The sequence below is a fragment of the Nostoc sp. 2RC genome, from assembly GCF_014222165.1.
Classification (GTDB): Bacteria; Cyanobacteriota; Cyanobacteriia; order Cyanobacteriales; family Nostocaceae; genus Nostoc; species Nostoc linckia.
Genome location: NZ_JACKZU010000056.1, coordinates 21,403 through 28,379, shown reverse-complemented (window position 1 = coordinate 28,379; position 6,977 = coordinate 21,403). Strand labels below are relative to the sequence as shown.

Genomic DNA, 6,977 nt, shown 5'->3' with positions numbered 1-6,977 from the left:
AAATATTAAAAGCAGGTACAAGTTTTTAACTAATGTTATTATGCAATAACCTGATTAGGTATCTCATTAAGATTAATTATGAAATTAGCCACACAACCCACAATAAAAACTCTAGGAGACTACGCCTACCAAGCGATTCAAAAACACTTTAAGAAAACCTTGAAGTGGGAAAAATCAGTAAAGAAAGATGAAGATCCAGAAGCACTCCATCAAATGCGAGTGGGAATGCGTCGTCTACGCACAGCTGTAACGAGGTTTGGGATAGCCATAGATTTGCCTAAACCAGTAAGCGATAAAAATATTGGAAAAATAGCTCGTCGTCTTGGTAGTCTCAGAGATTTAGACGTACTCAAAGAAAGTTTGGAAAATAATTACAAACCAAATTTACCTCGTAAAGAGCAAGGCTCATTGCAAACAGCTTTTGAAGCCTTGGCCAAACAACGGGAAGACGTACTTTCAAACGTGCAAAAAACTTTAAAAGATGAGCCTTATAAATCTTTGAAAGAAGGATTAGAAAAGTGGTTAGATAAACCCAATTATCACCCTTTAGCATCAGTTACCATTCAGCAAGTACTACCAGATTTACTTTTACCTGAAGTGAGTAATTTTTTACTGCATCCGGGTTGGCTAATTGGCACTGAATTTGTGGAATCAGAGGTAAGAATCAAGAAAAATTGGGAACGGGAAAAAATAGAACAACAATTGACAACTGAAGGTGAAGTTCTACATAGTTTACGAAAAGAAGCTAAACGTATACGCTACCAAATGGAATTATTTACTGAACTATATGGCGAGTCTTACGCCGCTTACATTACAGAAGTCAAAAATATGCAAGAAATTTTGGGTACGATGCAAGATAGCGTCGTTTTAGGTGAGTGGCTTGGAGATATCTTCAAGTCAGAAATTCAAACTCAGCTACCTACCCTTGTTAATTTATTAACTGAAAATCGTTACCAGTCTTGGCAGCAGTGGCAACCCTTACAAGAAAGATATCTCAAAACTGAAACTAGGCATAGCTTTCATTTAACAATACTGCACCCACTTTCAGGGGTAATATAGCAGGGAATGGGGAATAGGCAATAGGCAATAGGCAAAAAAAGTCTATTAGTGTTGGGGTTTTAGATCGGGTTATGTCCTAAACTGGGCTTCAACTGCGATACAGCAGATTTCAAGTTAGTGAAAGGCACAAACTATGTCTAGTAGTCAGGTATAATTTCTGATTTCTGACTTCTGACTTCTGACTTCTGACTTCTGAATTCTGAATTCTGACTTCTGAATTCTGACTTCTGACTTCTGACTTCTGACTTCTGACTTCTGAATTCTGACTTCTGAATTCTGACTTCTGACTTCTACTGTAGTTTTTGTTAACCAAAATTGGACTAACGAGCAGACAATTGAATAGGAGCCTCTAGGGATAAAACATAAACACTGCTTTGGGGAATCTGCACAATGCGGGTATTTTCAGCAGAACGCAAGCCAGAAATTAATCCAACGGCGCTTCCTAACATTGCTCCCCGGTCAAACTGGTCGGGATCGCCTTGGCTGATAAAGCCTAAGGTGCTTCCACCAATCCTACCCCAAACAGAGCCATTTTCAACAGCTTTGTCATTAGCTCGCATGTGGGTAATGGTAGTACCGGGAATCATTTGACTTGATGCTTTAATTGAAACAATTCGACCCTTGACAACTAATGATTGGGCAATAATTTTTGCGCCGCCATCAGTGGGTTTGAGAATAATAGTTACAGGAGTATTTTCTGGGGCTACAACATTACCTAAACTATCTTGAATGGGGCTAGCTAAAGGAACAGTAAGAGGATAATCCTTTTTTTGTCCCACATCTACGGTCACAGAGGCTGGAAATGAAACAATAATTGCTGTGTCTTGAGGAATGTTAATTTCTTGAGACACTGCTTGGGTTGTTTGTAGCGGCTGAATGGTTACTGGTTGGGCGGTAGCTGGGAGAACGATAGAACCGAACACAGAGATAGAACAAGCCAGACTCAAGAATATTTGTGTTTTCATAACAGTTTTCCTTTAATGTGAGCGTGGTTTTGAGGATTGAATTCCTTCACTCAATCAATAGGTTTGGGGTTATGGATTTATGCAGTAGTCTGTCAACCCAAAAATGTTAGGTGGAGGTTGGGTCAAGGTTAAAGGGTAAAGGGTAAAGGGGAAAGGTTTTAAATCCCTTACCCTTTTCCCCTTTCCCTTTCCCCAGCCCTCACTCAGCAAAGTTAACTTGTCAGACTACTAGTAGTTTTTATGGAGAGATGGAAAATAAACGGGACTAATGAAAATTAGTACATATAAACTATTGAATAACTATTAAATAAATAAGTAGGTTTTTATAGAAATTATTGAGAATTAATAGTATTAGTTAAAAGTGGTGGCAGAAACATATCTCATACTAAGTAGCAGTCCAAGATAGTAATTGGAGTAGGGAGTGGGGAGTGAGAATATTCTGTTTGAATGCAACTGCCTATCAATTCAATAAATAGATTTGTTCAAAGATTGTTTACCATCCATCGATACAAGGAGAATGTATGATTTCTCAAGTCAACTCCCAAGCGGTGAAAATATTGGAAGTCGCAGACGATCCGCGCCTTTCTAGAGAAACGAAGGCATTTTTGGAAGTGTTGAATTCCGGTGGTGTACCTTTAGAGACATTACCTCCCCTGGAAGCGCGTCAAGTACTGGTGGATGCACAGGCTTCTGTTCAAGTAGACCTTTCAGGCATTGAAGAGTCTGAAAAAACCATTGCCGCTGAGGGTTATTCCATTACGCTCAATATCGTGCGACCTGTAGGTGTCAAAGGCATATTGCCTGTTTTCATCTTTATTCACGGCGGCGGTTGGGTGCTGGGCGATTATCCAACACATAAGCGTATGGTTCGCGATCTCGTTGTGCTTTCAGGTTTTGCAGGTGTCTTTGTCAACTACACTCGAACTCCAGATGCTCAATATCCACAAGCTATTAATGAAATCTACGCTGCTACCAAATGGGTCGCTGAGCATGGTGAAGAGATTGGTGTTGATGGTAAGAATCTGGCAATAGTTGGAAACAGTGTCGGCGGTAATATGTCGGCGGGAACGACTTTGATTGCGAAGGCAAAAGGCGGCCCCCACATTAAATTGCAAATCCTGATGTGGCCGATTGTAGACGCTAATTTTGAAACGAATTCTTATCAGCAATTTGGCGAGAAACGTTTCTTGACCTCATCTTTGATGAAGTGGATGTATGACATGTACATCGCTGACCCAGAAAAACGCAAAGACATCTATGCCTCTCCCCTACAAGCTACCGTTGAGCAACTCAAAGGATTACCTCCAGCGTTAATTCAGCTTGCAGAAAGCGATATCTTGCATGATGAAGGTGAAGCCTATGGGCGCAAGCTCGATGAAGCTGGGGTAAACGTGACAACTGTGCGGTACAACGGTATGATTCATGACTTCGGACTATTGAATGGTTTAGCCGAGCTTCCAGCAACACGTTCTCTTTTTGTGCAGGCGGCTGCTGAACTCAAGAAACATCTGCAATAGGCAACGATTGTCTCTTTGGCGTTGCTAGTCAGATGTATGAAAACCATTTGCGTGATGTGATGTGAAAATTTTTTGTAAAGATGTTGCGTTGCAACGTCTTTACATCTGGATTTATAGTTATTTACCAAGCAACTGCTGAAAACCAATTGGAAATAGTCAAAATACGTGGTGATTTAGTTCGTCTCAATGGTGAAAAAGTCAAACTCATTGGGCGTTATATATCAAGAACTTGGAAACCTGATGGAAAATTTACGGGAATTCCAGGTTTTCAAGGTATTTATATAAAAGCCCGTATCATACTTGAGGATGGCATGGAAGTCAGTATTTTTCCATCTTGGAATAAACAATCGTTGCGATCGCCAGAGGAAACAGAAAAATATAATCATCAAATGGTTGAAGCCGTTGGAGTAGTTCAGTTTGAAGGCACACTAAGTCCAAATTCCCAAATCCGCGAATCTTACATTAACTTAACTCAATTAGGCCCATACCTATAGGAAGGGGGTGTTGCACATTGGTGTCAACTTAAGTTCTTGTGCGAGGATAGCAAATCGCAATACTTATTGTTATAAATTCTTCAGCAGAGTACTCGTATTTTCCACAAATTTGGTGTATTGTGTTTATTCTGTCCAATTGTTCAGTACTAAACTGTATCACAGTATCCTAATGAGTCTGGTTGAACCTTGTTGCAAGGCGATATCAGCTTCTCTAAGAATGAACACTCAAATTCTCTTTTTTTATGACCACTTTTCCAAACCTTTCCCAATATATGAAAATCATCAAAAAATCTGAAAAGCTAACTCTCAAGAAGATGAAGGAAATGGAAGAAGCTGAAGAACAGATTCTTCAAGGCCAAACTGCTGATTTTTCCGAACCTGTGGTTGAAGAGGAACCACTCGTAACTCCGGAATATCCACTTTTTAGTGCTGAATATAAAGAGCCTAATTATATTCCAGTACGTGACAATCCTTTAGTTCAATCTGTGGGAAACTCAGGTTGGCAAGCTTCTGATATTTGGCGGGAGATCAGGGTAGATAGTTTTTATAATGAATAGATAGGTAAATTTCTACTGATAGAGCCTGCATTATCAGAAATAAAGCGTTGCCGATTTCATGCATGAGAATGATTCTGTGATATTTAAACCCTTTTAGAGATTAGCGATTGCTAGTCTCTATATTTGGGTTCATATCGTAATTAAATCATATCATAAATCATCGATTTTTAATTGCTCTTTCTTAGTAAAAGCCATTGCAATTCCTTTTTCGTAGTAAGCAGCTTCATTAATAAAAACAGGCCAAACAGTGGATTCTCCTTGATACACAATTGTTTTGTTATCAAAAGTGAGAAACATCGGATCTCCTGGATTCAAGGCTTGGTAATCTTTATCTTGCAACTGTGGATGAATCATGCCAAAGATTGTGCCATCATCTTTTTTTGGGTAGTCTATAACAGATAAGTGATGATAGAGGGTTAATGCTTCGTTAGTTGTGAAAATTTGACCTTGATTAAATTGTTCGATATAGTCTAGAACTCCATGAATCAATTCCTCTGTTTGTTGGAACAATTTTGCTTTTAAAATACCTTGGGCTATGGGGCCAACTTCAATGGCAAAGCCTAATTCACACAGAGAATTCACAAATGGATTTTCTGCAATTGATTCAAAAGCACAGTAATAAATATTAACTAAAGGATTAATTTCACTTAAATAAGCAGCCAATTGTAAGTTAAAGGGATGAGTGTTGACTAAAATAATTGTCAGACCCATGTTAGATGTTGTGCTGTGTAAGTCTAATATGAAATCTGTTTGTTTGTCGCCTTTGCTTGCTAGGCGATTTTGAATTGATTTGGCTTGTAATTCTTCGTAAGCATTTAGATTTGGATTTTGTAAATCTTGTCTGAGAAAACAGCGGTTTAAATCCTTATCTATATATCGCCTTGCTGCTGCAAAAGCTTGAGGATTTGCTAACAGAGTAACTGTTTCAAAACTTGGTCTAGCAATCAATTCGGGAAACTGGGCAAATTTTTTGATTAAATAAGCCCCTGTAAACTCATTACCATGAGTTCCACCGACAATAGCAACTCGATTAATTGGGTTCACCATTTCACCAACTTTGTTATGCGGCCATTGGGGTATTTGTTTTCAACAGAATTCAGGACTCAGAATTCAGAATTGAGAGTAACTTATAACGCATTCGCTTTGCTGATGCGATCGCGATTATGTGGTTGATTTAGATAGGACATATCAGGGCCATCGGGAATGATTCCACCGGGGTTGAGTGGAAATAAGTTACCGTAGTAGTCGCGTTTTACTGTTTCTACGTCGCAGGTGTCAGCAACACCAGGAAGCTGATATAAATCTCTGAGGTAAGCTCCCAGATTTTCGTAGTCTCGAATGCGTCGGCGATTACACTTAAACAAGCTGTAATAAACGCTATCAAAGCGAAATAAGGTGGTAAATAAACGCACATCTGCAAGTGTGAGATTGTCACCGCACAGATATCGATGAGTTTGCAATGCAATTTCAATTTCATCAAGAGTTGCAAATAGTTCGTTACAGGCTTGGTTATACGCTTCTTGGCTTTGAGCAAAGCCACAACGATACACGCCGTTATTTACCGCGTGGTAAATTTTCTCATTCCACCAGTCAATTTTTTCTTTGAGTTCTTCTGGATAAAGATTTAATGTGGGATTATCGGCGAAGTCGTTCATTTGAGAGTTGAGCATGACAATAATTTCTGAACTCTCATTATTAACGATGGTTTGGGTTTGATTATCCCAGAGGATGGGAACAGTAACGCGCCCACTGTAACCCGGTTCTGCTCGTTGATAAAATTCAACTAAGGTACGACAACCTTGTTCTTCTTCGTTGAATATCCAACCGCCTTCAATGGGAGAAGGAGAAACGATACATACTGATATTACCGCTTGGAGTTTTTTGAGCGATCGCACTACTAAAGTTCGGTGCGCCCAAGGACAACCCAACCCAACATAAAGTCTATAACGTCCGGCTGCCGGTTGGTAAGGATTTCCCTCTTCTGTACCGATGAAGTTGCGAAACTGGCTACTTGGACGAATGTATGCTCCCGATTTATTGGTAGGAGCAAGCTTTGACATCATTATCCGCCAAAGGGTCGTCCAAACAAACATTCCCAGCCAAATAATCAGTTTTGGTGGAAGGGAACGGCCTTTCTTTTTGGGAAGAGTTTTATTGTCATCTATTGGAGTTGAGTTGCTCATGGCGACAATCTAGCTTTGAGAGCGATGGACGTTACACTCGATCTACCATGCAAATTTTAGTGGTTAGGTTTCTACTGGTCTGTCCCATTAGTTTTGATGAGTTTGTAGTAAGCACTAAAGAGCTTAAAAATCAAGGACTAAAGTCCTTACTACGAACATTTTTTACTACAAAATTAATGTGACAGGCCACTACTCTTACAAT

Annotated in this window: 7 protein-coding genes; 4 read left to right on the top strand and 3 right to left on the bottom strand. The window is 39.5% G+C overall.

Annotated features, from left to right (window positions below; genetic code table 11):
- Positions 1-78: 78 nt before the first annotated feature.
- On the top strand, positions 79-1,059 hold the full coding sequence (locus GNE10_RS09315; RefSeq protein ID WP_099067665.1) for a CHAD domain-containing protein: 981 nt from the start codon (positions 79-81) through the stop codon (positions 1,057-1,059).
- 320 nt (positions 1,060-1,379) lie between these two features.
- Here the strand turns inward: GNE10_RS09315 and GNE10_RS09310 are convergent, their stop codons facing one another.
- Entirely contained in the window at positions 1,380-2,024 is a 645-nt protein-coding gene (locus tag GNE10_RS09310; protein WP_185564827.1) for a hypothetical protein, read from the bottom strand.
- A gap of 521 nt (positions 2,025-2,545) precedes the next feature.
- On the opposite strand from GNE10_RS09310, the gene GNE10_RS09305 reads away from it, so the two are divergent.
- The 3 genes from GNE10_RS09305 to GNE10_RS09295 all read left to right on the top strand — a co-directional run bounded on the left by GNE10_RS09305 (position 2,546) and on the right by GNE10_RS09295 (position 4,592).
- Positions 2,546-3,541, top strand: coding sequence for an alpha/beta hydrolase (locus GNE10_RS09305; RefSeq protein WP_185564824.1), 996 nt, complete (start codon positions 2,546-2,548; stop codon positions 3,539-3,541).
- A gap of 80 nt (positions 3,542-3,621) precedes the next feature.
- A complete protein-coding gene (locus GNE10_RS09300; protein WP_260446846.1) occupies positions 3,622-4,035 on the top strand; it encodes a hypothetical protein in 414 nt (137 codons plus the stop codon).
- A 272-nt stretch (positions 4,036-4,307) separates the two neighbouring features.
- Entirely contained in the window at positions 4,308-4,592 is a 285-nt protein-coding gene (locus tag GNE10_RS09295) for a hypothetical protein (RefSeq protein ID WP_185564821.1), read from the top strand.
- 150 nt (positions 4,593-4,742) lie between these two features.
- On the opposite strand, the gene GNE10_RS09290 is transcribed toward GNE10_RS09295, so the two are convergent.
- A complete protein-coding gene (locus GNE10_RS09290) occupies positions 4,743-5,636 on the bottom strand; it encodes an aspartoacylase (RefSeq protein ID WP_185564830.1) in 894 nt (297 codons plus the stop codon).
- A gap of 83 nt (positions 5,637-5,719) precedes the next feature.
- Positions 5,720-6,775 (bottom strand): glutathione S-transferase family protein, encoded by a 1,056-nt coding sequence (locus GNE10_RS09285; protein WP_185564818.1) that lies wholly within the window; start codon positions 6,773-6,775, stop codon positions 5,720-5,722.
- Between the last annotated feature and the right edge of the window lie 202 nt (positions 6,776-6,977).